Origin of the sequence: Candidatus Nitrospira nitrosa (assembly GCF_001458735.1) — a bacterium.
GTDB classification, from domain to species: Bacteria; Nitrospirota; Nitrospiria; order Nitrospirales; family Nitrospiraceae; genus Nitrospira_D; species Nitrospira_D nitrosa.
Genome location: NZ_CZQA01000009.1, coordinates 505,188 through 528,581, shown reverse-complemented (window position 1 = coordinate 528,581; position 23,394 = coordinate 505,188). Strand labels below are relative to the sequence as shown.

Below are 23,394 nucleotides of genomic sequence, written 5' to 3'. Positions count from 1 at the left end.
CCAGTCCTATCGTGTTGGTTGATTGCGATGGAAAAATCAGGATGCACAAGGAGTGAACATGAACATGGTGATGTGGGGGCGATTCATCATCGGATTAATCATACTCGCCGGGGGCAGTCAGGCTGCGGCGTACCAAGAATACATGGTTTCAGACGGTGGAAGTATTATGGGGACGGTGTATCTCGGCGGGCAGGTCCCGAAGCCGAAAGGCTATAATCTCACGACGTTGCCTGATCCCTTCTACTGCGGCCGCATCTCAGACGGACAAGGGTGGCGCATTTTGCAGCCCTTCAATGTGGGACTCGGTGGGGAATTTCGAGAAGTCGTGGTGTATCTCGAAGGGGTGGAGAAAGGTAAGCCGTTTGACGAGACGAGTACGCCTCAAGTTGAAGCCAAGGACTGCTTGTTTCTCCCCTTCACGATGGCGGTGCGAGACGATCAATCAGTGACCGTCGTCAATATGGATCCGGTCATGCACGATATCCAAGCGTATGAAACGTCGAATCTGGGCGCACGAGTACTGTTCAATGTTCCGTTACCGATGAATCCACAACATCCTCGAAACTTTAAAGATCGTAGCGATGCCGCGATGTATCACAGACACATGGCCGGTGCTCCCACGAAGCAACTGGTGAATCTCAGCAAGGGGCGCAGGATTTTCGTGATGCAGTGCGGCTTTCACGCGTATATGGAGAGTTGGGGAGTAGCGGTCAACAATCCGTACTTTGCCAAGACGGACGAGGAGGGGCGATTCGCCATCACCAACGTTCCCCCGGGCACCTATAAGTTGGTCGTCTGGCATCCCTACGTGAGGACATCCGTTGAGCAAACGATTACGGTGCGTCCCAAAGAGACGATGGAAACGACGCTGATGGTCCAGGCTCCAACGGGTCGACTCTATGCCAATGAGGTCCTAGAACATGACTATGTCCGTTATAATGTGACGGAGGAAGCCCAGAAAGAGATTGATCCAATGATTCAGAAGCAGAAACGGTGAGCGAAGGTTGGATCGATGCAAGTTGAGGGAGCGGTGCCATCATTCGTCGGTCTCATGCGATGCATCTGCATAATCGTCGTGTGTGGGCTGCTGTCGCTTATTGATGTCCCGGCGAGGGCTGACCACGAGAGCTCGAAGCAGCCGCAGCTGTGGGTGCCACATGATGAAGCCGAGCGGTTGGGGGCAATGGAGGTGCCGGGTGGAATGGTATTGGTTCCGGCAGGATCGTTTCTTATGGGGAGTGATCCGCGAAAAGACCGTGCCGCCGGCCCGCAGGAACAGCCACAGCATGAGGTTTATCTCGACACGTTCAGGATCGACCGGTTCGAGGTGTCAAACGTTGAGTATCTTAGATTCGTCCTCGGGACGGGAGCAGATTGGCCGAAGTTCTGGCGAGAGAATCCATTTCCAGAAAAAGCAACACTCCATCCCGTGATCAACGTGAGCTGGCGTGAAGCCGACGCTTTTTGCCGGTGGGCCGGTAAACGACTTCCGACTGAGGCCGAGTGGGAGAAAGCAGCCCGTGGGGTAGACGGTCGGATTTTCCCATGGGGGAATGAGCCTGCAGGTTGGATCAAGAGTAATATTGCCCACCCTGGGTCGAAGCGAGGATTCAAGTACCCACCGCTCGCCAATATCAATCGCTATGACAAAGGGGCCAGTCCGTACGGCGTGTATCAAATGGCCGGTAATGTCAGCGAATGGGTATCGGATTGGTTTGATCCGGAGTATTACCGGCATGGTCACGACAAGAATCCGCAAGGGCCCACGACCGGAGAACTCAAGGTCTTTCGTGGAGGGTCTTGGAACGAAGACCCGGAGGTTGCCCGCTCCGCCGGCCGCAATGGTGGTCCGCCTGATCGGGAGAGTTACTTGACGGGGTTTCGCTGTGCGCAGTCTGGAGACCATGTAAATGGTGAAGCATCGAATATCGGCCGAGATGGTACCGCACCGACGGTGATGCGGCTCTCGGAGTGACGGACGCTACGTAAAGAACTTTATTCTTCAAGAAGGAGGCCGCATGATGAGAGAAGCAAGTGGACGAGTATGGCGGAGGGCCAGTCTGGTCGTGATCATGGCCGGTGTCATCGCAAGCATGTCTCATGTCGCATGGGGACTCGATACACAAGACATCACGGTGGAATGGACGGAATCCGGGAAGAAATTGGCCATGGAACGGGTGGCCAACTGGAAGACGAAAGGGGAAATGATTGTGGTGCCCGCGGGAGAGTTTCTGATGGGCAGCGATAAGAAGACGGATCGCCTAGCCTATCGAGGCGAGATTCCGCAACGGCGCGTGTATCTCGATGCCTTTGCGATCGATAAGTACGAGGTCACGAATCTTCACTATCTGAAATTCATTCTCGCGACCGGGCGCAATCCCCAGTTGGATTGGCGCTACGACGGTGGAAATTTCCAAGAGGCTATGGCGCACCATCCGATCATGCACGTGACGTGGCACGACGCCGATGCGTATTGCAAGTGGGCTGGGCAGCGGCTGCCGACTGAGGCGGAATGGGAAAAGGCGGCGCGAGGTGAAGACGGAAGAATGAATCCCTGGGGGAGTCAATCCGCGGGATTGAGCCGGGCGAACTTCGGAAGGACGGGGCTTTCTGGACCCGTGCGGGATCGGCCTGAACGATCACTGATGTACCCACCCATCATCGCCGTGGACAAGTATGAAAACTCGGTGAGTCCCTACGGACTCTATCAAACAATGGGGAACGTGGCTGAATGGGTGTCCGACTGGTATGACCAGGGTTACTACAAGACGGCGCCTGATCGAAATCCTCAGGGGCCAGCAACTGGAACACAAAAAGCGTTTCGCGGTGGAGGTTGGATGGACAGTACCACCACGATGAGAGTGGCGATGAGGAACGGGACGGATCCGAACACGAAGATTAATTGGTTGGGATTTCGTTGCGCGAAGTCGGTGACCGAGGAGCCGTCATCGGTTAGGACCTCTCAAGTGCATTATGTAACCTCATCTGTGGAGTCAGCGCGCTGAATTATCGTGTCGTGCGACATGGGCACACGCTGGTTATAATGAGCTGATCAGGCAAGGAGTGAATATGTTTGTCACCGGGCTTGCTTCATACATGACCCGTGCAGGCTTACCAGAACTGCGGCTTGCTGCGTTTCTGCTTGCTGTTATTCTTCCGGTGAGCGCTCCGCAGCTGAGCGGGGCGGCGCCAGGAGGAAAGACCGAGGTGCTGCCTGTGGAAAAGGCTGCGCCTGCGGCAGTGGTCATCGAGGCAGCTGGAACGGAACTGGAATTGAGGCGCCAGATGAGAACAAGGAACAGTGTGGCGGAGTTGGCGAGTGGTACGGTTCGGTTTTCGCTGGCACCTACGGGGAGCTATGGTTTCATCGCCCCCAAGCAGCTTGGCATGGCATTGGTGACACAGAGTCCGGATTTGATGTTGGAGCGGGTATCATCTTCGTCAGGATCCTACGAAATTCATAAACTCGGCGATGGAAGCGGTCTCTTGGTCGGATTTGTGGGGAGCGAGGTGGTTGCTCAGATCAAGCCGAGTGAACGACCGAAAAGCGTACGGCTGTTCCTGTACTCAAATCCTTTCAGCAACGCGACGACGATTGCGGCAGTCCCGTTAACAAAACTTATGGTTGACCAGATGCCCCGTCGGATTGATTCCAGGCAGACGGATGGCCCTGTCTTGCTGGAAATGGATTTACAGGGTACCGCTAACCGAAAGGCTCCTAGTCAATAGAATTGGCATGGTCTATCAAGATTGCACTGTATGAACATCTGCATGATCTGAGTGTATGTCTGGAAGGGAGCCAGGACCTTTTGCTCTTCCAGGGGAGTATTTTTGTAGTGGTTAAAGGATACTGAGGTAGTGAACTCGTGAATGTTGACAGAGGAGTTCATCGGTGAATGGGTTGTTGCGCACGAGTTGTGTCGCGCCCGTACTTTTCGTCGCTGCCGCGTTCCTGCCGATCAGTGCGGAGGCATATGAAGTTATTGATGTCCAGCATGCAGGAACGATCGAAGGCGTGGTGACCCTGAGCGGTGATTCTCCTGAACCGAAAGGGTTCAACCTCATCACGTTTCCTGATCCTGTCTATTGCGGGAGGATTTCAAATGGACGTGGGTGGCGCTTGCTGTATGATTTTGTCGTCGACTCCCGCAGAGGCCTGAAGGACGCGATCGTCTTGCTGGAAGGGGTCGAGTCCGGCAAGTCCTTTGATGTATCCGTTCCGTTGATTGAAGCGAGGGATTGCAAATTCGAGCCGTTTATGACGATTGTTCGAAATGGGCATGCGGTGGAAGTGATCAATATGGACCCGGTCATGCACGATATTCAGGGATATGAGACGTCGCCTGAGGCAGGTAACCGGGTCTTGTTCAACACACCACTGATCATGAATCACCAGCATCGGAGGGGCGATCTTCATGCCATGCATAATCATGCGCCGGGGAAGTCGCTGGTCGGGCCGGTGTATCTCAATAAAGGTCGACGGACATTCTATATGCAGTGTGGTTTTCATGCCTATATGGAAAGTTGGGCGATGGCTGTGAACAATCCCTACTATGCTGTCACAGATAGAGAAGGAAAGTTTGTGATCGATGGTATTCCGCCCGGGACGTATCAGTTGGTGGTGTGGCATCCGCAGACAGGCCCTGGCACGACGAAATTTGTTGTGGTGCAGCCCGACGGAAAATTGGTCGAACAACTATCCTTACCGGCTCCAAAGGGGAGTCGAACGGCCTATAAGGTTATGGATAATCCTCGATTCGGTCTTGAGTCTTTGGGGTATTCCATCGATATCCAACCGGTGGTTGAGATCCAGCAGTAACCAGCGATGTGGCGCAGGATAACGAGGACAACCGTTACGCCGGTGCTCCTTGTTCTCCTTGTGGTGATCTTGATCTGGGCTCCACTGGCGGTTGCAGAGGGTGGCGACAGTCTTTCCCGTGAGCCTGAATTCTCAGGCCGTCTTCTCAAACACGTTGACGGGAAGCAATATCAGGCGCAGGTGTTTGGGAAAGGTGATCGGGTACGGTTGGAGTATAAGTATGCCGTTCGAACGGAGCGAGGATTTGCGGCGATCCAAATCATACGACTGGATCACGCAGAGGTATGGTATGTCCTCCCTCAACTTCGAGAACTGCTGGTGATGCCGCTGACGGAGGACATTATTCCCATCTTTCCAAAATTGATGGGAGAAACGAAGAGAACCCTGATCGGCCTATCGGTGGTCGCCGAACGTCCTGCTCAGCTGTTTGAGGTTTGGACGGATCGCCATGGACGTGAGGAACGATTCTATGAATGGGTTGATGATGAGCTGGGCATTATACTCAAACTTGTCAACCAAGACCGTGATTGGTCGTTTCAGTATGAGCGAATCCGGAGGTCACCGCAGCCTGCCATGTATTTTGAGGAGCCACCGGGTTACCAGAAACGGCGAGGCTCCACCGGTGGAAGGCGTGAGGAGTAGGAGATAGATTTCTTGGCGAATCGATACGTTGCAATTGGCTTGTTGCTCCTGACCTGGTTGATGCCGCTGCACGAGACGGCGGCGGGGACAACCACGTCAGGCATGCAGGCAATTCAGGCGCTCTACGATCAGAAAGAATATCAGAAGGTCCTGGATGAGTTGGCCAAGCTTGACTCAAACATGGTCGGTTCGCCCGATGTTCGTCGACTCAAAATTCGCACATTATTGAGGTTGGGGAAGCCGAAGGACGCCTTATCGGATTATGACGATCTTGTGCAATTGCTCAAACATGATGATCAATCGACTCTCCAAGAGGTCGCACTGGCTTTCGTGGTCGTGCTTACTCAGGATATGCGGGAACAGATGCGAGGTGTCGCGTACACAGCTCTGAAGGAGTGGCAGAGTCCTGAAGCGATTCCATTTTTGGAAGATGGACTCAACGATGGATCAGGACTTGTCCGTGCATTGGCCGCTGAAGGGCTTGCAAAATTAGATGGCGGTCGCCGATCGGCTCGTTTCCGACAGGCGTTGGACGACCAAGCGGCTTTGGTGAAGGAGGCGGTTCTCAAGGGACTAGGAAAGTCCGGCGATGTAGCGGTCGTCAGTCTTGTTGAACCACTGTTGCAAGATCCTGAGGTGCGGGTGCGCGTGGCCGCGGCAGAGGCCTTGTGTCGCTTTGGACGCAAACAAGGTTGTGGGTTGTTGGAACGCTTAGGGAAGGCTCCGAACCCTGATGAACGGGGGGCGGCGATTCGTGCGTTGGTCGACTTGCAAGGAGCGCAGGTGTTGCCGATTCTGATCGAAGCCAGCCGGCACACACAACCGTCGATTCGAGGTGTGGCTGCCATGGGCTTTGGTCATGTGTCTAAGCCGGAGGTGATCACTGTCTTGAGTAGGCTTCTGCGGGACCCGCTTCCTCCGGTTCGAGTGGCGGCTGCGGTGAGTCTCGGACAACTCCATGGTCTCGATACGATTTCACCATTGAGAAAGGCCATAGCGGAGGAACCTGATGCGTCAGTCCGGGCGTTTGTGATCGGGGGATTGCTTGAGCAGGGGGAACGGTTTGATGAGCTATCCGGTCAAATTTGGGCTCTTATCAACACGAAGGAGTTGGCCGTCAGGACCGCCCTCGCTCGAGCCCTTGGACGAGCCTCCAAGGAGAATCACGCTGCAGCTCATTCAGTGGTGATGTCGTTGTTCGCGGATACGATGCCTCGTGTCAGAATTGCAGCGCTTAAATCGATGGCAAAAATAGATGGCGGAGGGGCTCTTCCGGTTCTAAAGCAGGGGCTTCATGATGACGATGACGCGGTTCGTGCAACGGCAGGAGGGGAGCTGCTCCATGTGATGTCGACCAAGGAGTAATGGTCGCGAGTGTTACTCGCATCCATGACCGGCCTTGACGTGAGAAAAAGTTTCGCATGAATATTCGGCATATAGGTCAGCCCTATCCACAAGCCCGTGGTCCGTTGCGTGATAACGGAAGTATGAGAAGGCTGACGCAACAAGTAAGGAGTCAGGTCTGATGGTTATTCGATGGTGGATTGGGATAGCAACGTTCAGCATGCTGTTCAATACGTTTCTCCTCATGGCGTCTGCCCAGTCATTGCAGGCTGTGATCGCACCGCCGAAGGGAAAGGACCGTGCGCCGATGGTTGAGGTCCCGACCGGCTCATTTCCCATGGGGGTGCCACCTGGAGATCGAGACGGTGGACGAGACGAATACCCACGTCACGAGGTCGTGTTGGATACCTTTCTAATCGATCAATTCGAAGTGACGAATGGCCGCTATTTGGAGTTCATCAAGAGCACCGGCCATCGTGTCCCACAGAACCCGACAAATCCTACGAGAAATCTTTGGCAAGGTGGCACCATCACAGAATCACTTGCAGAGCGTCCTGTCATCAATGTCGATTGGTTCGACGCGGATGCCTACTGCAAATGGGCCGGAAAACGACTTCCCTCGGAAGCCGAATGGGAAAAAGCCGCAAAAGGGACATCTGATCGACGGTTCCCTTGGGGAAATGTCGAGCCGACCGCAAAACATCTGAATTACAACCAGAAGTGGATCGGCGAGAAGACGCTCATGCCAGTCGGAAGTTATGAGGCGGGGAAGAGCCCTTACGGCGTATATGACATTGTCGGCAACGTGTGGGAATGGGTAAATGACTGGTACGATGCGCGGTATTATGAAAAGAGTCCCTCCAAGAATCCACTAGGTCCCCAGGAAGGCACGAAGAAGGTGATTCGAGGAGCGGGCTGGCAGAACGAAACCCCAACGGTGCGCATTTTTACCCGTGTCGATAGTGATCCGACCATGCGCAATGAGTCGACCGGCTTTCGCTGTGCCGCTGATAAGGGAATAGACTGATATAAGGCTCAGTAGCCCCGTTCAGTATGGTTACATGGCAGGTTTTGCCGACTCTGGTTCAGCTGGCTTATTAAAGTCCTCCAACGGTTGAAAGTTCAGTGGGAGATTGAACAGATAATCCTGGACCGGGTGCATCTTGACGTGCTGGTATTCCATGATCCAACTTCCGTCCTTTTTGGCCAGCTTCATGGGAAAATGAATGTCCGTCGCGAGCCATTGGTAGTAGACGTCGACCTGCTCCCCTTGCTTCGTCGTCACTTCGTACAGGACGGTCGGATGTCCTTCCCTGACTTCCTGGCCGATTTCCTCCCGTGACACCTCACCAGGCAATGTTTCACCCACTCTGAGGTCCTGTTCTGTACTGTACGGAATGGTCTTGAAATGTTTCATTCGGGAGAGGAGCAGCCAGACGACCTGCTTATCCTTGCGCACGATGCTGACGTTGACAGGTCCCATCGTGTGGTGCTCAATACGCCACATGTTGTCGCGGTAGTAGACGTTGGATTTCTGTGAGCGTCCGTTGATCTTTGTGATCTGATCGGCAGTGAACTCCAACGCTTGGGTCGGAATACTTGTTAGAAGGACGCTGCATGTCATCATGAGAATCCGCCAAACGTGATACCATCCGAATCTTTTCATCCAACTGACTCCATTGTTCACTTGATCTCTCCTCATCGATTAGTGGCTCTGTGTTTAATGTGGTGTGAGGATATCGATTACGGGGCGCTCTTGATCGATGAACGTGCGCACCGAAAGCCGATCGTTGCAGAACGTTGATTGGGAGATGCGCCGCCTCTTGTGGCGGTTCTGAGCATGATGCGAGCGCTTTTCCATGAACCGCCTCGAACGCCCTTGTATCGCCCCATGGCAGGGCCTGGCGGATTGCGTTCCGGCATATAGGCATAGTAGTCAGGGCCGAACCAGTCTTGTACCCATTCAGCGACGTTTCCGGCCATATGGTGTAGGCCGTACGGACTTCGACCTTGATCAAGGGAATCGACACCTGCGAGGATCGGGATCTCATGTACATGATGCTGTCCAAACATCGCGAATGAGGAGCTTGGGGAGGTTTCACCCCAAGGGAATAGGTTGCCGTCTGACCCTCTCGCTGCTTTTTCCCATTCGGCTTCCGTCGGGAGTCTCGCCTGTTTGGCTGTGCAGAGATCATTGGCTTCTGCCCACGTGACATAGAGCGCAGGCCATCGTGTCAAGGTTTCGTCCCGGATGAAATGGATGGTGATGACATGCCAGAGCAGTTTCTGTAGCTCGTCCGGTGGATGCTGGTTTCGTTGTTGCAAGAAAACAAGGTACTCCCCGAGGTTGACTTCATCCCGATCAATCTCGTAGCTGTCCAACCAGACGCGATGTTGGGGAAGCTCCGTATCATCGAAAGGGGTCCAGTTGCCATAGGGCGCAGTAGGGACGCTCTTGCTCCCGTATGGAAAAGTGCCGGCCTGGACGGGGACCATTGGGGATGGCTTAGCCAGTGCCGCAATGGCGGTTAAATGAGAAGATAATTCCGGTGACGGTTTTGATCCAGCCTCCGTGACCGCGGAGGTTCCAAGGATGGTGAGGAAGGAAAGAGCAGTCACGAGACCTGTACGAGAATCCAACATGTGATGGTATCCAAACGCCTTATCGTGGGGCCGGAGGGCGTTGCACGATTGCTTTGTCCTCGATGGCTGACAGGTGCTCAGCCTTGTTCAATGACTGCCAGATTACCATAGAGGTCGACAAGGCTGCATCCGGGTGCCCCTGACGAGATATGAGCTGATTGTAAAGACCAGGCGTGCCTGGGCGATCTGCCGAATCCATCGGTGTATTGAGATACCACGAAATGCTTGGGTAGGATAAGCGCGTGCGGTGGAGCGCTGCTGAGCCAACGGATATGTTCACGCAAAGCGTTGATAGTTCAAGAAAGGAGTCTCACATGATCCGCTATCGGTCACTGAAGACGTGCTTCTCTCTCTTATGTGTCTGGGCTCTCGCCACGCTCGTCGCCGCTTCTGCCGGAGCTGAAACAACTTCACTCAGCCAGGAGGCATTTCAACGGGCGAAACTAGTGACGGTGGGCATCCTGGCCGATACGCAGGATCAACGGATGCCGGAGAAACCAGAAAAGATTTCCGTTCGAGGCACGGGAGTTCACCTGCGAGACGGCTACGTGGTCACCGCCAGGCACGCAGCGGAAAAGCATGATCCGACGACCGGCACCATCATTCAGAAACGAATCCGCATCCTGACGAGCGACCTTCACGAGCTGCCGGCTGATCTTGTCGGCGACAGTGCATTTATGGATGTCGTGGTCTATCGGGTGGCGGAGCCGCATCGCTCCAAACTGCAGACAGGAACCGCATTTGCCACCGGAGACGTCATACCTGGTACGGAGGTCTTCACGGTCGGCTATCCGCTTGGCTGGGGACCGACGATGGCTTTTGGCAGGCTAGGGAATACCAATACCTTCCTACAGACCGTCGATACTCGCTTGATTCAAGCGGACCTCTCGGCTTGTAGCGGCAATTCAGGGGGGGGACTCTTCAACGGACAAGGGGAAATCGTGGGAATTCTCCACGCGGTGATTCACACCGACAAGGAGGAGACCCAGACCTATTGCAGCCGCATGGCCTTCGCAATTCCCGGAAGGCTCGCCGAGCGTATCGTCAACGCGGCGCTCTCGGGAAAACCACTCACCTTTTCCAAGTTGGGGCTCCATCTGACCTCGGTCAAAGATGGTACGAGACTGCGTGTGGCCGTGAAGGATGTTGCTGAGCCGGCGAAAGCGGCAGGTCTGCAGAAACATGACATCTTGCTGGCCGTTCAGGATACGGAAATTATCGATGCCGCCCAGCTGAAGAATTTTTTGATCGAGCGAACGACTCCGGGGCAAGAGGTGTCGATCAAAGTGCGTAGAGTCGATGCCGACCTCACGTTTCATGTGGTCTTAGGTGGGGGCTGAACCGAGTCCTGCGATGTGTATTCATATGAACGTCCTTGCGATCCCATCTCGTAAGGGAGACAGGGAGAGCTAGTCGGTGTGATGTGGGCCTGGAGTTTTCCAAGTCCTGCTGCCTACAATATCGTCGTAAAGAGGCGACAGACCCAATGAAAATTGGAACGATTCGGGCTCGAATCATGCTGGCGATCGTGCTGGTGGGGTGTATTCCGTTGTTGATTGGGCTTGTGCTCGCCTATGTGTCTGGTATGCAGTCCCTTCGAGATGTGATCGGTGGAAATCTTCAAGCGGTGGCAGTTCAAGCGGCCGATCGAGTGACCATGATGGTTCAGGCTGAGGTGCAAGGTGTTCGGTTGTTAGGAAACACGCCATTGCGCGTGCGCCAGCCGGTTGAGACGGTCAATCGAGCCTATCCCAAGGATCCCAAGAGCGCACAACACCTCATCTCAGACCGCACGAAGCTGTGGGCCAAGGGGGCGGAGAGTGCCGGACGACTCATAGACACCGATCTCTCCCGTTTTCTTCGGGAAACAAAGGTTCGTGATGGGGATAAGGTTGTGGGCCTGCTCATCGTGGATCAATATGGGGCATTGGTTGCCGCCAGCTCCGATCCGGACCACTTTTTTTTCGGGGATGAATCGTGGTGGAACGCCGTCCAAACGGGTACTGGAGACCAGGTGTATATCAGCGGAATGATTCAAGCCCAAGAGGGGTCGTTTCGAACCCCGGAAGAGACGATCGATATCGCAGTGCCCATCCTTGATGACCGACAGCGTATTGTCATTGGGGCCGTCAAGGCTTCCTACCGCTTCGATACACTCTTCGCCATGGTTAAACAGATCCACATTGGGCAAACCGGCCACGCGATGCTGTTCGATGATGCAGGAAATCCTCTCGTCTGCCCGATTCTTCCCAGGCAAGCGCATCGGATTCCCGGTCAGTTAATGGCGATGATCGTGTCATCCGAACCCGGGTGGGGGATTGCTGAGGATGATGGACATGGTGGAACGGATACCGTTGTCGGATATGCGCCCATCACCCAGCTCATGATCCCGGATAATCCGTGGCACGTTTTTGTCCGTCAGCAACCGGTGGAGAGTTATGCGCCGATTCGGGATCAATTACGGAATCTTGCGCTGATCGGCATGATCATGGTGGGACTTCTCTGGGCGATCGGACAGTTTGCGGCGGCGCGCATCGCTCGTCCGATTCACATTCTGCACAGTGGTGTCGAGGCGATCAGCCAAGGCACGTATGAGCAACCACTGAACATCCACACGGGCGATGAGTTCGAGGAGTTAGCGGTTGCCGTGCATCGAATGGCCGATCGGCTCAAGGCTTCTCGGTCTGAACTCGAGGGACTCAACAAAGACCTGACTCGCCGGGTGGAGGAAAAGACTCAGGAAATCACCAAACACATGCGCAACCTCGAGTTAGCCGAGCGTCTCGCGACTCTTGGCAAGGTTGCAAGTGGAATTGCCCACGAGATCAACAACCCTCTGGGGATCATTCTCAATCGGATTGAATGTATGGAAGCGGATGCCGTGCGGTCTGCAATCTCGGAAGAAGTGCGGAGTGATCTGCTTGCGGTCAAGGCCCAGGCCGGGCGTATCTCCAGAGTGACAAAAAGTATTCTCACATTCTCCCGTGGGTCGGTTTCGACCTTGAAGCCCGTTGATGTCAATTGTATCGTGCGTTCATGCGCCGATATGGCTGGCGAAAGGATTTCAGCTCTTTCCGTGAGACTTGAATGTATCCTCGACCCGTCGCTTCCTCCCGCGATGGGTGATCGTGATCGGCTCGAAACCGTCGTGCTTAATTTGATCAACAATGGAATTGATGCGGTGAGTCAAGAAGGTCTCAATGGTGTCGTGACCGTTCAGACGAGGACGGCACAGATGGATGGCAAGCCGGGTATCGAAGTGTTGGTAGCCGATAACGGCCCTGGTATTTCAGACGACATCATCGGCAGGGTGTTTGATCCGTTTTTCAGCACGAAACCGGCCGGACAGGGAACCGGGTTGGGATTGTTTCTCGCCTATGGAATTGTCGCGGATCACCGTGGGCGGATTGAGGCAAAACATGGAGAGACGGGGGCGCTATTCGTGGTGGCGTTACCGGCTCTGAGTTATGGAGCACAAGACGACAAAGAGGCGGTATGGGTATCATAGGCAAAGTTCTCATAATCGATGATGAGCAAGAGGCCCTCGAAAACTGTCGAAGGATCCTGAGCCGTGTGCCCTATGACTGCGTGGTGACCTCCAATCCCGATGAAGCACTGGGCATAATTGAGCGCGAACGGCCCGGGCTGGTATTGACCGATCTGCGGATGCCGAGGTTGGACGGAATCGAGGTATTGGCGGCTGCTAAACGAAAAGATCCGACGGTCCGCGTCGTACTGATGACCGCCCATGCCACAGTAGGAACGGCGGTTACGGCTATGCGGCATGGTGCTTTTGATTATATCGCGAAGCCGTTTACGAGTGATGAGCTTGTGCAAGTGGCTCGGCGAGCATTTCAATCGTTGCCAACTAATGGCGGTGCCGGTTCGCGCGCTGGTCAGCCGCTGGAGCGACCGTCCACGCGTTCGCCGGGTGAGAAGACTCAGCTTGTCGGGAATAGTATCGCGATGAGTCAGGTGTTGGCGTTAGTCAATAAGGTGGCGCCGACCGATTCCAATGTTCTGGTGTACGGGGAAAGTGGAACGGGAAAGGAAATGATCGCGCGGTTGATTCATGAATCGAGTTGTCGATCGGATCACCCGTTTATCCCCGTGGATTGTGTGTCCCTCCAGGATTCACTGTTGGAAACTGAGTTATTCGGCCATGAAAAAGGTGCGTTTACCGGAGCGCATGCCGCAAAGGCCGGACTTTTTGAAGCAGCGGACGGTGGAACGATTTTTCTCGATGAAGTGAGCGGAATGACGGCAAATCTCCAAGCTCGACTGCTTCGTGTCCTGCAAGAGCGGCACGTACGCCGGGTGGGAGGGACGCAGTTTACCTCGTTGAATGTTCGTATTATTGCCGCCTGCAATCAAGATCTTGAAGCGGAGTGTAAGCGAGGGACGTTCCGTGAGGATTTGTACTATCGACTGAATGTGATTCCCTTGAGCCTCCCCCCTCTGAGAGCCCGTGGGGAGGATATTCTCCTTCTGGCCAACGAGTTTCTGACTCGGTTTGCACAGCGTGTTCGAGCTGAGGTCAGCACGGTTCCAACAATTGATCCGTCGGCGGCAGATCTCTTGATGCGGTATACCTGGCCAGGCAATGTGCGTGAGCTGCAAAATGTCATGGAACGAGCTGCTGTGCTGGTCGACGGGCCGACTGTGACAAGTGCACACTTGCCGGAGCGGTTCTTTGCGTTGACCGAGAGAGACGTCTCACCATCCGAATCAAGTTCTTACAAGCAGGCGAAACAGCAGGCGGTAGAATCTTTTGAGCGAAACTTCTTGGTCGATCTTCTCAAACGCCATGACGGGCATATGGGACGAGCGGCGCGAGAAGCCGGTGTGGATCGAAAGACAATCGAGCGCATGGTGAAGAAACACGGCCTGCGCGGATCTTTCTGAACGAATCCTGATAGGCCTGCTCCCAGTCGAATGGGGCGATCATGCCCCATTCGACTCTTCTTCAAGTACCCTCACTCTCTCCTTCTGAATAGAGTGTTTCTGAACCTCCGGTGTTTTTATGGGGCGTCCATGTCCCATTCCATCGGTGACCGGTGGAATACTCAGAGCGGAATCTTGCTTGATTTAACTAAGTCATGAGTGTTTAGGAAGACAGGAACGAGACTTGCTGTTGCTGGAAGAAGGGAAACAGGCCGGTGTTTCCCAGCATGTTGATTTGTCTGATGGGGGGATGGGAACGGCAGGATTGGCCTCTTCTCGCTTCCTCCGTGGTGAGCGGCCCCCCATCAGACTCAACCGAAGAGTTATGACGACAAGGCTGGGATTTCTTGTATGCAATATGGGCGTTTCACCGACCTGAGGGAGGAGGCTAAGTGTATGGGTAGTTCAATGAGAGATGTATGGAGGGAGATATTGGGGGTTGCAGCCGCCCTGATAGTGCCCTTAGTCGTATCGATCGCGTGGGCTGCTGAGCCGCATGGTCACCAGGGCAGCGCGGAGCTGGTGCCTGCAAAAAAAGTGATCTATCGTGAAGGCGGGTCAGTTCTTCACGACCGCATGATGGACGAGATCAAGCGGCAGCAGGAATTTATCGGAAAGAAGGGAGGGTACAGCGCGGGTTCCAGCAGTCACATGATGCAACAGGGCGTGTTGCTGGTGGCGGATGACCCGGACAAAGTCGCGGTCACGAACGGGCAGCGGTGCCCGGCGACAGCGCCCATCAAGGAATATCACGTCTCGGCGATCAACATGGAAATCACGCTGAGCCGGTTTCTCGACTTCTTTCCTGGGTACATGTATGTCCTGAACGAAAATCTGGATAAGGCGCGATCCGAGGAGACGGCGAACAAGGAGGCGAGGGAGAAGGAGAACGATCCTGGCGCCGTGTCGAACGGATTGCAGGGCGATATGATCCAACCGCTCGTCATCCGGGCCAATCAGGGTGATTGCCTCAAGATGACGCTCCACAACCGGATCACCGATGAGCCGACGAATCTCGTCATCAACGGTTCGTCGATGGTGGTTTCTTCCACCGGCAAGCCTGCAACCCCGTCGAACCCGGATACCACCGTGGCGGCAGGGAAAGAGCAGAGTTTTGAATGGTATATCAAGCCGGACACGCAAGAGGGCGCACGGTTTCTCCGGTCACATGCCTCACGCGAACAGTTCAATCTTGGCTTGATCGGTATGTTGGTCGTCGAGCCACGCGGCTCACGCTATCTGAGTCCGTTCGATGGAAAGCCGATGGCCAGCGGCTGGGAAGCGATGATCGAAGATCCGAACGGGGCGGACTTCCGTGAATTCGCGATCTTCTATCATGAAGCGGGAGATGAGGCCTTCCGGATTTTGAACAAGAAGGGTGAGATGTTGCCGCAGCGCGATCCTCACACCGACTCGTATCGGCCGGGAGCACGTCTATTGAACTATCGCAGCGAGCCACACGGCACCCGTATCGAACTCCAAGCACATATGGGGTTCTATGGCGATGAGTCCATGGCCTACGGGTCCTACACGTTCGGCGACCCGGCTACCACCATTCCGCGCTCGTATCTCGGCGATCCGGCCAAGTTCCGGATGGCGGGTGGTTCGGAGATCGTGCATTCGCATCACCTCCATGGTGGGTCCATTCGCTGGGCACGCCAGCCTGGGAACAGCAATCTGGACTTTGCAGCTTCCAGTAATGGTCCGGTGAAATTTCCGCTCATCAGCGACACATCTGATCGTCTCGACGTGCAGTCCATTGGGCCGACGGAGATCTACGATCAGGTGATCGAGGGCGGTTCCGGAGGGTTGCAAGCATTAGCCGGAGAGTTCGTGTTCCACTGCCACATCCCGCAGCACTATGTCACGGGGATGTGGGGATTCTGGCGAGTGTACAACACGCTGCAAGCGCCTGGGCTTCAGACAGATGTGATGAAACCGTTGGTCGAATTGCCGGACCGTGTCGGTCGTATGAAGAGCGGCGTATCGAGCGATAAGCTCGTGGGGACGATGGTCGATTGGTACGGCGGCAAGAAATTCGAGATCACCAAGGATAAGTCTGATTGGAAAGCCAATCCGGTCAAGGTTTCCATCAAGGATTGGGTTGAGATGCAGGTGCCGCCGCAGGGTAAGCCAGGACATAAGAACACGGAAAAGGAACAGACCCTGGCCTATGACTCGACCGTCAACGAATGGGCTTGGGACGGATCCAAGGCTCTCTCCGAGCCTGAAACGACGTACGAATGGGTGAACTACAAGTCGGCGACGCCGGGCAAGCGGCAGGAGATTCTCTTCGATCCGCGGAGTGGAAAACTCTCGTGGCCATGGCTGCGGCCGCATCTCGGCAGACGGGTGCCATTCTCGCCGAGCCACAGCGGCGCGCCCTGGTTGGAACCGATCCACCGGCGTGATGACGGCAGCAACTCGACCGAGCCGCCGAGGCCGGGAGAACAGGGGCCATGGAGTCTCTGTCCAGAAGGAGCGCCGGTCAAGAAATTCAACATCCATGCGATCACCTTGCCGATTACCTTGAAAGGGGCGACGCCCAAGACGCCGGCGATCGTCGATCCAGGCGGCTTGCTGTATGTGTTGCATGAAGAGGAAGCTGAGGTCCGAAAGAATCGAGCGAAGCAGTTTCCGCTGGTTATTCGTGGAAACGTGCAGGACTGTATTGACGTCGTCTATAAAAGCGAGCTGAAAGATGATACGCGGCAAGGGTTCTCCAGCAAGACGAACCTGCATCCGCACATGTTCCAGTTCGACACTCAAGCTTCTGATGGACCCATCATCGGCTTCTCCTATGAGATGTCGCTCCGTCCGTTCACGATCTTGAAGGATGAGCACCCGGGGAAGGGCATGCCGGTCCCGATGAATACCACGATCGAGGCCGATGCCGCCAAGGGGGCGACCAGCATCAAGGTCAAGGATGCATCAAAGTTCCACGTTAAGACGGAACTAGGCGTGGGGATGGATGAGGTGAATGGATTCGAGTCGGCCCGTATCAGCAAGATCGACGGCAATACGATCACTTTCGAGCGGCCGTTGCTGCATGTTCATAAGAAGGGTGAGATTGCCTCGGTCGAGTGGATCCGCGAACGCTGGTATGTGGACGCCGACTTCGGCACCACGTTCTGGCATGACCATGTGTATGGTCTCGATTCGTGGGGGCATGGGCAGTATGCCTCATTCATCGCGGAGCCGCCGCGATCGACCTATCATGATCCGGTCACGGGTAAGGAAATCAGGAGCGGCCCGGTCGCGGACATTCACACGACCGAACCGGTGTCCGCACATATCAGAGGGTCATTCCGTGAGATCGTGACCCATGTCATGGACTCCAACCCTCGGGCGGCGGAATTGATTACGGCCGACAATCCACAGGCGAGGGTCGGTGCAATCTCCGTGGATGGGACGCCGTCAGCGGTCTATCCAGCCAAACTCAATCTGTCGCCGATGAAGTTCTTGAACGGCGGCGAAGCGACGACCGGTGGCGGGTACAACATGCGGGTAGAGCCCTTGTCTGTCCGCTTGGCCAACAACCCGGATCCTTCGAAGTTGTTCAGTAGTGTGATCCATGGAGATCCGGATACGCTGATGTTGAGGGCCTATCTGGGCGATCCGGTGGTGGTCAGACTGCTGGAAACATCGGCCAACGAAGTGCATTCCTGGCACATCAGCGGGCACTGGTTCCCGATGGAGCGGTATAGCAAGAACTCCATCCCGCGTAGCTCGCTGCACGTGGTGATCGGGGAACGGTACGATGCGGCCATTCCGGCCGCCGGCGGACCGCAACAGATGGCGGGCGATTACCTGTACTATAGTGGTCGGGCGTCGCACTTCGTCGAAGGTAGCTGGGGAATCGTCCGGGTCCTGGACAAGGCGGATGCGACACTCAAACCGCTTCCAGGGCGCAGCGAGATTCCGCAGTCGGCCAAGTCGGTCTGTCCGGATGATGCACCGGTGAAGAGCTTCAACGTCTCGGCCATCGACAAGGCGATCCGCTACAACAAGGGGACGCCAGGGACGATGGAAGTCGACCTGGAGCGTAAAATGGTGCTCGGCAATGAGTCGGGTAAGATGTACGTGCTCGAAGGCGAGAAGACGAAAGTCGCGTCGGGCAACCTTGAGCCGAGCCCGTTGACACTGCACGTCAATGTCGGTGACTGCATCAAGGTCAATCTGAAGAACGAGATGGCCAAGGAGCGAGCCGGGTTCCACGTGGATAACCTCGCGTTTGACCCGAAGGAGTCCATGGGCATCAATGCGGGTAACAATCCTGGCGATCAGACAGTCGCGCCGGGCCAGAGTAAGACCTATACGTTCTACGCCCATCCGGAGTTCGGGGAGAACTCGGCTCTGATTCAAGACTGGGGGAACGTGATCGAGAATCCGCGGAACGGACTCTTTGGTGCCGTCATCATCGGTCCGAAGGGATCTCAGTATCGCGATCCGGCGACCGGCGAGGATTTGGCCCAGAAGAGCTCGTGGAGGGCGGATGTGATGGTCGATCGGACTGTATCAGGAAACGAAAATCGGCAGAACTACCGCTCGTTTGCGCTCCTGTTCCAGGACGAGGACAATATCACCGGCACGAGCTTCATGCCCTACATCCAAAAGGTGGCCGGCGTGACGGCGGTGAACTATCGGTCGGAGCCGACCGATTACCGCACCGAGAAGGGCTGTGCCTACAGTGAAGTGTTATCCTGCGTGAAGACGGGCGATCAGCCGGTGACGCCGACGATCGCCGCGCATGTCGGAGATCAGGTTGTCATTCATGTGCTGGGCGCCTTCAGTGAACAGGTACAGCTGTTCAGCGTTTCCGGCCATGAGTGGAAACACGAGCCGTACATCAAAGGCGCAGACCTCGTGAGCACCATGGAATTCGGTGGATCCGAAGTCATTAATGCCTGGTTGAACGGCGGAGCGGGCGGACCGAACGGGATTCCCGGTGACTATCTCTGGCTGAACCAGCGTCCGGGCTATCTCGATGCCGGACATTGGGGCATGTTAAAAGTATTGGACCGAGACAGCCGTGCGATCCTTCCGCTGAGTGGGAAAGCCCCGGCTACACAACATGCCGAGGGTAAGTCCTCAGCAAAATCTCTCCCGGTGTCTATGAAGGCGAAGGCCAAGTAGAAGACCGACGTGGAGACGTAATACGCGGGGGAATCCGGCTCGCGAGAGCTTGGTTCCCCCGTTCGTTTGTCGTCGGCAAACGATGTCTTGAACCCGGCTCAGCCATACGGTAAAAGGGCTGATGGGCCTGCAAGTAGTATCTAGATTGATCGGCGCATTCTTGGTTTGGCTGCTGTCGATGGCGGTCGGTAGTCTTCCGGAGGCGGCCACAGCGCTCGACTTTTCCGGTGATCGAATCGTCAAGCGAGGGAAGTCCGTGGTGACAGCGCATGTCAACGCCAAGGACGATCGCTGGCGATTTGAGTTTCTCATCCCTCAACGAGGGGCCAGCGTGGTCATCGTTCGAGTGGATCGCGGCATGGCCTGGCTGATCTTGTCCAAGCAGCGGCTGTATCTGGAAGAGCCGATCACGAATGAGTATCGGTTAGAAGTGAGCGAGAACATGCCCGGTGAAATCTCGCGCGAGCTGGTCGGAGACGAAATGCTCAATGGATATCCGACGGAGCTGTTTGATGTCACAGTTGCAGACGAAGGGGAAACTCGGCAATACTATCGGTGGGTGACCAAGGTTCAGCGGTTTCCTATGAAGACCGTGAGCAAGCAGGGGGAATGGTCGGAAGAGTATCGCCGGTTGGTCTTTACCGAGCAGTCCCGATTTCTGTTCGAGCTGCCGCAGAGATTGGATCCAGCCAATCCACCCGCAAATATGCAACCAACATCGAATAATTAGTGAAGTTAGGAGGGAGTGTGATGAAACGAATCATCTTGGCCGGACTCTACCTCGCAATTTGTGGGTGCCTGATCATGTCAAGCGCTCTCCAACGGGATGCCTGGGCATATGAATCTGGCACCGTAATAAATGGGGCGACCGTGCAAGGCAAGATCACGTTCACGGGAGCCGTACCTGAGCCAAAAACCTTTGAACTGCGGCGCTATTACGACCGCGAGTATTGCGCGACTCTTTCAGATGGAAAGGGGCATCGGCTTCTGAAGGAAGTCAATGTCGGCCAGGATGGCGGTCTGAAGGATGTCGTGGTGGTCATCGAGGGTGTTGAGAAAGGCAAGGCATTTACCGCCACCGATGCGGACGTGGAGGCCAGTCTCTGTCAGTTTCTGCCGTTTGTCACCGTTGTCAGCGACAAGCGCCGAGTTACGGTCTTTAATCGAGATCCGGTGTCACACGATATTCAGGGTTATGCCTACGACCAGGCTGGCGTCGACATTGTCCTTCATCGACCGGCGTTGCATGTGAGCGGGACCACCGATGTCGTGCAGCTCGTCAAAGGGCGGAAAGTCTTTACCATGCAGTGCGGCATGCACCCCTATATGCAGAACTGGGGCTATGCCATTGACAATCCCTATTACGCCGTGACGGGACCCACTGGAGCATTCACCATCGGGGATCTTCCGTCCGGGACGTACCGCCTCAAAGTATGGCATCCGACCTTGGGGACGCACGAGCGGGAGATCACCGTGAAGCCCAATGAGACCGTCATGCTAGACCTGGCGTTCGACACCACTCAGGCGGCGAAATAATATGGGAGCGCAACCGATCAGAGTCACAGGCCTTGGGGTTGGCATTCTCGCGCTGGCCCTTGTGATGGGGAGTGAGCCGGCGGGGGCTGGCGCGATCCCGGCGATTCAGGAGCAGGGCAGGGCCATGGTCCGGGATGCAGAAGAGATGGTGATGCACGGCGGCATGGGCGACGGGCATGCAATCCTCCATCATTGCGCCGAAGTAGCGAAACAAGCTCAGGCTATTCTCAAGGCCTTACCGGCTACGGATGAACAGGGCAAAGAAGCTGTTCCGCACTTGCAGGATGCGATTAAGCATTGCGCACGAGTGGCTGAGATGGGAGATAAGGTTGATCCAGGCGCCAGCCTGAATCCGGCTGTGAAGGCGAGGGCTGCAGCCAAAGAAGCGATGAAACATCTTATGGCGATGAAGGACGGTGGCGCGTAGCAGCCGTTGAAAAAGCGCCGCAAGCTGCGTTCTCGCCTCGAAAGTATCCTCACCGTAGCCCTGAAGCTACGCCTCCGACGCTTTCATCGGCTGCGGCCTTGCTGGCGATGTTTTTGAACGCCTGTTTTAGGTTAATCCTTGGTGTGATACATCAGGCCAAGGCTAAGGTTGAGCAAAGTTGAATGACCTCTGCTTGATCGAATCTTGAACCTTAACCTTTTTCTTTGGGCACCAGGGGACTCACTGCATTTTGTTCTCGTCCGGGTTGGTACGTCTCCAGCATTTTCCTAATTGTCGGCATGATTTGCCCTTCAGCTGAACGAGGAACTTTGACTCGTATTCCGCGTCCTTCGTTTCGGCCCAGCGAGAAGATGTGGTGTTCGATGATCTCGCCCTGTGTATCGTCCTTATAGGTGAAGATGAGTTCCTTCCCCGGAAATCCTGCGAGCGATCTCTCCTGATCCGGTTGCCATCGGAGCGTGACCCGTTTCTTGCTATAGAGATCTGTGATAATGCGATGGTGGGCTGAGGCGAACTCGTCGAGCGTCTGTCTGCCCTCCGGACTGTTCCCGCTGACCACATTCATATGGCCGGAAACTGCCACAAGGCTCTGTTCAATCGGAGGGTGGAGCATCACGCCGACTCCGTCCGGCATGGGATTGCCGAGGCGCCACTCATCGGGATAGCGAATCGAGAACCCGAATCGAGCGTTGGTGTAGAGTTTCCATCCTGCTTCATTGGTACTCTCTGTCGTACCGGCATACGTTGGCGAAATGTTTGGAACAAGGCACAGCACAAGCACTGATAACACAACAGCGCGTCGAATCATGCATGTCCTCATGAGGCGGCCCTTTTCCTTTTCACTCCCGGAGCGATTTAGCACAACGAAATCCGATGGTCGCTGCACGCTGTTCAGGTGACGCGCCACTTCTGGTTGCGGTTCGTAGCAACGTCGGAGCGCTCTTCCAGGACCCTCCCCGGACGACTTTGTAGCGGCCCTGTTTCACCCCATGTGGGTTACGATCAGGCATGGTTGCATAGTAGTCGATCCCAAACCAATCGTCGACCCACTCGGCGGCATTGCCTGCCATGTGATACAGACCATAAGGACTTTGTCCCTCTTTGCCGTTCTCAACCGAGGTCACGATGGGAATCTCATGGACATGGTACTGTCCAAACATGGCCAAGCCCGAGGTGGGAGGCTTCTGTCCCCAAGGAAAGAGATTGCCTGTGTCTCCACGGGCAGCCTTTTCCCATTCGGCCTCGCTTGGAAGGCGCTTGCCATACGTACGGCAAAACGTAGAGGCTTCAGCCCAGGTGACATAGAGGGCTGGCCATCGAGTGAGTCTGTCGGGTTCGACCGCGTGGACCGTGATCATGTGATCGATCAATTTGCGTAACTCACCAGAGACGGGACGGTGCTGTTGGTGAAGCCATCGTAGAAACTCACCAAGGGTGACTTCATCGCGGTCGATCGCAAACCGGTCAAGCCAGACCTGGCGCTGTGGCTGTTCGGTGTCATCGTACGGGAGATCCAAGCTGAACAAGTCTTGGCCGGCTTTGGCTGTCCCCATGAAGAACCGACCTTCAGGGATGGTCATCATCGGGGAGGCCAGGGCAAGCGATGCGATATATTCATAAGGCGAGCGCTCTTCGGTCATTCCGACGCTGTCGGGCAACATCAGAATGAGAAGTATTGAAATCGTAAGGAAATGGGACGGGCTGTGTATGTGTCTCATGGTTTCCTGTACCGAGAATAGTCGGTAGGAGTCAATGGTTTGGAGAAGTCGTTTGCCCTATTTGCACGGAAGGTTTCGAATCTCCGTTCACGGCGTCTGATCGGAAAATGAGATAAACCCGCTCGAACTCGTACGTCTATAAGTCCAGTGTCGGATAGTACGAA

At 55.3% G+C, this 23,394-nt stretch carries 19 protein-coding genes; 15 read left to right on the top strand and 4 right to left on the bottom strand.

The features are described from left to right. Nucleotides 1-58 precede the first annotated feature (58 nt). The 8 genes from COMA1_RS14460 (at nt 59) to COMA1_RS14425 (ending at nt 7,832) form a co-directional block, all read left to right on the top strand. Complete coding sequence (locus COMA1_RS14460; protein ID WP_245631106.1) at nt 59-997, top strand: carboxypeptidase regulatory-like domain-containing protein; 939 nt, start codon at nt 59-61, stop codon at nt 995-997. Nucleotides 998-1,012: 15 nt separating this feature from the next. After that, on the top strand, nt 1,013-1,975 hold the full coding sequence (locus COMA1_RS14455) for a formylglycine-generating enzyme family protein (protein WP_090749724.1): 963 nt from the start codon (nt 1,013-1,015) through the stop codon (nt 1,973-1,975). A 43-nt stretch (nt 1,976-2,018) separates the two neighbouring features. Further along, on the top strand, nt 2,019-3,005 hold the full coding sequence (locus COMA1_RS14450; protein WP_090749722.1) for a formylglycine-generating enzyme family protein: 987 nt from the start codon (nt 2,019-2,021) through the stop codon (nt 3,003-3,005). A gap of 64 nt (nt 3,006-3,069) precedes the next feature. Beyond that, a complete protein-coding gene (locus COMA1_RS14445; protein WP_090749719.1) occupies nt 3,070-3,729 on the top strand; it encodes a hypothetical protein in 660 nt (219 codons plus the stop codon). Between the two features lie 163 nt (nt 3,730-3,892). Beyond that, nucleotides 3,893-4,819 carry a carboxypeptidase-like regulatory domain-containing protein gene (locus COMA1_RS14440; RefSeq protein ID WP_245631105.1) on the top strand — a complete coding sequence of 309 codons (927 nt, stop codon included), beginning with the start codon at nt 3,893-3,895 and terminating at the stop codon, nt 4,817-4,819. A gap of 6 nt (nt 4,820-4,825) precedes the next feature. Then, nucleotides 4,826-5,461: a hypothetical protein gene (locus COMA1_RS14435; protein WP_141654356.1), complete on the top strand. Its 636-nt coding sequence runs from the start codon at nt 4,826-4,828 to the stop codon at nt 5,459-5,461. A 12-nt stretch (nt 5,462-5,473) separates the two neighbouring features. After that, a complete protein-coding gene (locus tag COMA1_RS14430; RefSeq protein WP_090749715.1) occupies nt 5,474-6,826 on the top strand; it encodes a HEAT repeat domain-containing protein in 1,353 nt (450 codons plus the stop codon). 160 nt (nt 6,827-6,986) lie between these two features. Beyond that, the gene (locus tag COMA1_RS14425; protein WP_090749713.1) at nt 6,987-7,832 is read left to right on the top strand and encodes a formylglycine-generating enzyme family protein; all 846 of its coding nucleotides are present in this window, start codon (nt 6,987-6,989) and stop codon (nt 7,830-7,832) included. Nucleotides 7,833-7,862: 30 nt separating this feature from the next. On the opposite strand, the gene COMA1_RS14420 is transcribed toward COMA1_RS14425, so the two are convergent. Both COMA1_RS14420 and COMA1_RS14415 read right to left on the bottom strand, forming a co-directional pair. Further along, nucleotides 7,863-8,471 (bottom strand): hypothetical protein, encoded by a 609-nt coding sequence (locus COMA1_RS14420; RefSeq protein WP_090749711.1) that lies wholly within the window; start codon nt 8,469-8,471, stop codon nt 7,863-7,865. 77 nt (nt 8,472-8,548) lie between these two features. Beyond that, nucleotides 8,549-9,448, bottom strand: a complete 900-nt coding sequence (locus COMA1_RS14415; RefSeq protein ID WP_090749709.1) for a formylglycine-generating enzyme family protein — start codon at nt 9,446-9,448, stop codon at nt 8,549-8,551. 314 nt (nt 9,449-9,762) lie between these two features. Between COMA1_RS14415 and COMA1_RS14410 the strand changes: the two genes are divergently transcribed. The 7 genes from COMA1_RS14410 to COMA1_RS14380 all read left to right on the top strand — a co-directional run bounded on the left by COMA1_RS14410 (nt 9,763) and on the right by COMA1_RS14380 (nt 21,491). Then, a complete protein-coding gene (locus tag COMA1_RS14410; RefSeq protein ID WP_176698079.1) occupies nt 9,763-10,788 on the top strand; it encodes a S1C family serine protease in 1,026 nt (341 codons plus the stop codon). Between the two features lie 146 nt (nt 10,789-10,934). Further along, nucleotides 10,935-12,956: a sensor histidine kinase gene (locus COMA1_RS14405; RefSeq protein ID WP_090749705.1), complete on the top strand. Its 2,022-nt coding sequence runs from the start codon at nt 10,935-10,937 to the stop codon at nt 12,954-12,956. After that, nucleotides 12,944-14,353, top strand: a complete 1,410-nt coding sequence (locus COMA1_RS14400) for a sigma-54-dependent transcriptional regulator (RefSeq protein ID WP_090749703.1) — start codon at nt 12,944-12,946, stop codon at nt 14,351-14,353. Before COMA1_RS14405 ends, COMA1_RS14400 begins: the two co-directional genes overlap by 13 nt. A gap of 435 nt (nt 14,354-14,788) precedes the next feature. Beyond that, nucleotides 14,789-19,528 (top strand): multicopper oxidase domain-containing protein, encoded by a 4,740-nt coding sequence (locus COMA1_RS14395; RefSeq protein WP_176698078.1) that lies wholly within the window; start codon nt 14,789-14,791, stop codon nt 19,526-19,528. 121 nt (nt 19,529-19,649) lie between these two features. Then, nucleotides 19,650-20,258 carry a hypothetical protein gene (locus COMA1_RS14390; protein WP_141654354.1) on the top strand — a complete coding sequence of 203 codons (609 nt, stop codon included), beginning with the start codon at nt 19,650-19,652 and terminating at the stop codon, nt 20,256-20,258. A 20-nt stretch (nt 20,259-20,278) separates the two neighbouring features. Further along, nucleotides 20,279-21,064 carry a carboxypeptidase regulatory-like domain-containing protein gene (locus COMA1_RS14385; protein WP_090749697.1) on the top strand — a complete coding sequence of 262 codons (786 nt, stop codon included), beginning with the start codon at nt 20,279-20,281 and terminating at the stop codon, nt 21,062-21,064. A gap of 1 nt (nt 21,065) precedes the next feature. Then, the gene (locus tag COMA1_RS14380) at nt 21,066-21,491 is read left to right on the top strand and encodes a hypothetical protein (protein ID WP_090749695.1); all 426 of its coding nucleotides are present in this window, start codon (nt 21,066-21,068) and stop codon (nt 21,489-21,491) included. Between the two features lie 211 nt (nt 21,492-21,702). On the opposite strand, the gene COMA1_RS14375 is transcribed toward COMA1_RS14380, so the two are convergent. Both COMA1_RS14375 and COMA1_RS14370 read right to left on the bottom strand, forming a co-directional pair. Next, entirely contained in the window at nt 21,703-22,320 is a 618-nt protein-coding gene (locus COMA1_RS14375) for a hypothetical protein (RefSeq protein WP_090749693.1), read from the bottom strand. Nucleotides 22,321-22,351: 31 nt separating this feature from the next. Further along, on the bottom strand, nt 22,352-23,230 hold the full coding sequence (locus tag COMA1_RS14370) for a formylglycine-generating enzyme family protein (protein WP_090749691.1): 879 nt from the start codon (nt 23,228-23,230) through the stop codon (nt 22,352-22,354). Between the last annotated feature and the right edge of the window lie 164 nt (nt 23,231-23,394).

What these genes read in the sequence shown, in the direction of transcription:
- COMA1_RS14460 (WP_245631106.1), top strand. Translation starts at nt 59, where the DNA reads ATGAACATGGTGATGTGGGGGCGATTCATCATCGGATTAATCATACTC.
- COMA1_RS14455 (WP_090749724.1), top strand. Translation starts at nt 1,013, where the DNA reads ATGCAAGTTGAGGGAGCGGTGCCATCATTCGTCGGTCTCATGCGATGC.
- COMA1_RS14450 (WP_090749722.1), top strand. Translation starts at nt 2,019, where the DNA reads ATGATGAGAGAAGCAAGTGGACGAGTATGGCGGAGGGCCAGTCTGGTC.
- COMA1_RS14445 (WP_090749719.1), top strand. Translation starts at nt 3,070, where the DNA reads ATGTTTGTCACCGGGCTTGCTTCATACATGACCCGTGCAGGCTTACCA.
- COMA1_RS14435 (WP_141654356.1), top strand. Translation starts at nt 4,826, where the DNA reads ATGTGGCGCAGGATAACGAGGACAACCGTTACGCCGGTGCTCCTTGTT.
- COMA1_RS14425 (WP_090749713.1), top strand. Translation starts at nt 6,987, where the DNA reads ATGGTTATTCGATGGTGGATTGGGATAGCAACGTTCAGCATGCTGTTC.
- COMA1_RS14420 (WP_090749711.1), bottom strand. Translation starts at nt 8,471, where the DNA reads ATGAAAAGATTCGGATGGTATCACGTTTGGCGGATTCTCATGATGACA.
- COMA1_RS14415 (WP_090749709.1), bottom strand. Translation starts at nt 9,448, where the DNA reads ATGTTGGATTCTCGTACAGGTCTCGTGACTGCTCTTTCCTTCCTCACC.
- COMA1_RS14410 (WP_176698079.1), top strand. Translation starts at nt 9,763, where the DNA reads ATGATCCGCTATCGGTCACTGAAGACGTGCTTCTCTCTCTTATGTGTC.
- COMA1_RS14405 (WP_090749705.1), top strand. Translation starts at nt 10,935, where the DNA reads ATGAAAATTGGAACGATTCGGGCTCGAATCATGCTGGCGATCGTGCTG.
- COMA1_RS14400 (WP_090749703.1), top strand. Translation starts at nt 12,944, where the DNA reads ATGGGTATCATAGGCAAAGTTCTCATAATCGATGATGAGCAAGAGGCC.
- COMA1_RS14395 (WP_176698078.1), top strand. Translation starts at nt 14,789, where the DNA reads ATGGGTAGTTCAATGAGAGATGTATGGAGGGAGATATTGGGGGTTGCA.
- COMA1_RS14390 (WP_141654354.1), top strand. Translation starts at nt 19,650, where the DNA reads ATGGGCCTGCAAGTAGTATCTAGATTGATCGGCGCATTCTTGGTTTGG.
- COMA1_RS14385 (WP_090749697.1), top strand. Translation starts at nt 20,279, where the DNA reads ATGAAACGAATCATCTTGGCCGGACTCTACCTCGCAATTTGTGGGTGC.
- COMA1_RS14380 (WP_090749695.1), top strand. Translation starts at nt 21,066, where the DNA reads ATGGGAGCGCAACCGATCAGAGTCACAGGCCTTGGGGTTGGCATTCTC.
- COMA1_RS14375 (WP_090749693.1), bottom strand. Translation starts at nt 22,320, where the DNA reads ATGATTCGACGCGCTGTTGTGTTATCAGTGCTTGTGCTGTGCCTTGTT.
- COMA1_RS14370 (WP_090749691.1), bottom strand. Translation starts at nt 23,230, where the DNA reads ATGAGACACATACACAGCCCGTCCCATTTCCTTACGATTTCAATACTT.